We start from the raw sequence: 1,524 nt of genomic DNA on the forward strand, positions 1-1,524 counted from the left end.
AGTTACGAGTGCAACTTCACTTGAAGTATCAGGTACATCAGATCTTGGAGCCAATGTTACACATCAGGTACACAAACCTATACAGGTGAGGTTGATTTAAGCGCTAATACAGTATTAACAACAACAAATAGCAATATTACTTTTTCTGATAGAATTCTTTCAACAAGTGCATCTTATAGTTTAGAAATAAGTATAGGTTCTGGAGATGTTAGTTTTGGAAATTCTGTTGGTGGAAATTTAGTAGAAGATGAAGCAGGTACAACAAGTTCTCAATCTATTCTAACTTCAGCAAACTGGACTAGTATAATTGATATTGAAGGTACGTTTTCTCATTCAGTAAACTTTAATGGTGCTGCATTAAGTGTTGGAGATATAAATTTTGCATCTGGTTTAAATGATTTAAATAATGATAACTCAGCAGATAGTAATCCAAAAACTATTGGTGATGATCCCGCTGATGTTATTATTTGGAGTCCTAATGCTATAAATGCTGGAGGAACATGGAGCGCTTCAGATCTAGGTAACGATGATAATTCAAATAATCTTGATACTTTATTAGAGTCAATTACTTGGATAGCTGATAGTGATAACAATGGCTCATATGAAACAAGTACATCAACTGATGTATCTAGTGCTAGCCCTGAAGCAGATGATTTAGTTATCAAATTAAATAATTTAACTTCAGGAACTGTTTATAAAATGCAGTTATTGTTTTCAGAAGACAGTAATTCAGATAGAGGTTTTGATATTGACTTTAAAAACGGATCTAACAGTAAAGTAGAAATTTTCAATGATTATGACACAAATCCAAATTCATCCAGTACTGCTAATCCAGAGGTAGCTTCATATGTAAATCATCAATTTAAAGCAGAAGGAACTAGTGCTATTTTGATTTTAGATGGAGATGGTTGGAGTGGAGCTGATAAAAATCCAATTATTTCTGGTATGTCTGTTGAAACACTTTCAAATGGTTCATCATTAGCATTAAGTAGTTTAACAATTACTGCGGACCAAGTTACTACTAATGGTAATATTTATTCAAATGGTGCAGTTACGATTAATAATGCATCAGCAACAACAATAAGTGACATAATTATAGATGGTCAAACTTCAGCAGCTTCATTAGTTAAAGGAGGTTCTGGTAAATTAACGTTAAGTGGTTCAAATACTTACACAAATAATACCACAATTAATTCTGGTACACTTTCAATTTCTGCAGATAGCAACTTAGGTACTGCTCCAGGTTCAGCTGATGCAGATAATATTATTTTTGATGGTGGAACACTAGAAACCACTGCATCATTTACATTAAATACTAATAGAGGAATTACTTTAACTGGCAATGGTACTATAGATGTAGATAGCGGAACTACATTAGCTTATGCTGGTATCATTGCTAGTTCTGGAGATTTAGATAAAACAGATTCAGGTACTCTAACACTATCAGGTACCAATACTTATACAGGAGCAACAACAATATCAGCAGGTATCATTGCCATCTCTGATGCAGTTGGTCTTGGAACA

At 33.5% G+C, this 1,524-nt stretch carries 2 protein-coding genes; one reads left to right on the top strand and one right to left on the bottom strand.

All coding sequences use genetic code 11. From position 1 onward, the window contains the following. Positions 1 to 329 precede the first annotated feature (329 nt). The gene (locus ACTTBN_RS03125) at positions 330 to 665 is read right to left on the bottom strand and encodes a hypothetical protein (RefSeq protein ID WP_440680934.1); all 336 of its coding nucleotides are present in this window, start codon (positions 663 to 665) and stop codon (positions 330 to 332) included. Positions 666 to 699: 34 nt separating this feature from the next. On the opposite strand from ACTTBN_RS03125, the gene ACTTBN_RS03130 reads away from it, so the two are divergent. After that, positions 700 to 1,524, top strand: an 825-nt coding sequence (locus tag ACTTBN_RS03130; protein ID WP_440680936.1) for an autotransporter-associated beta strand repeat-containing protein, incomplete at its 3' end; no start/stop codon positions are given.

The sequence above is a fragment of the Candidatus Pelagibacter sp. HIMB1623 genome, assembly GCF_052047695.1.
In the GTDB taxonomy this organism is placed as follows: domain Bacteria; phylum Pseudomonadota; class Alphaproteobacteria; order Pelagibacterales; family Pelagibacteraceae; genus Pelagibacter.